Annotated in this window: 1 protein-coding gene; it reads right to left on the bottom strand. The window is 43.1% G+C overall.

Annotation, left to right across the window (positions count from 1 at the left end):
* On the bottom strand, positions 1–536 hold a 536-nt coding region (locus ADIWIN_RS14440), incomplete at both ends, for a ChaN family lipoprotein (protein ID WP_040757477.1).

The raw sequence follows: 536 nt of genomic DNA on the forward strand, positions 1-536 counted from the left end.
TATCCCCTGTGTGCCTTGAGTATACTTTCTGCCATGGTGGCATCTCTTAGCAGTTGGGCATGAAAAACAGTTGGCCCCATGCTGTGAGCATGTGCTCCCATGGCAGTATTGAATTTAGCCAGATAGGCATCGTCTTTTTCAGGGATTTTCACTTTTGCATACAGTTGGCGGGCCCTTCTATCTAATTGGCTTAAGGCACCAAGCCCTTGCCGGCTAACCATATTGGCATACCTTCCTGGAACATTGGCTGCTATTACCTTTTGATTACGATCCTTTGCCAAATTTACCAGAGGGGCATAATCCGAATAATTGTGCCATGCTTTACCTTCATGGATTAGTTTGCTTTCAGAAATCAGTCCTGCAAGGTATTCATTCAAGACCATTTGCACATCTCTTTCAAACATCTCCATACTTAGGGTTACAGATTCATAGCTATCCAATAATCCTTTGTACAACTGGTATTGAAGGACATGCCCAAGACTGTCATCATGTTCCTCCCCAAAAATAATCACATCGGCATCATTGACTTTTTCTCT

It is taken from the genome of Winogradskyella psychrotolerans RS-3 (assembly GCF_000427335.1).
Taxonomy (GTDB): domain Bacteria; phylum Bacteroidota; class Bacteroidia; order Flavobacteriales; family Flavobacteriaceae; genus Winogradskyella; species Winogradskyella psychrotolerans.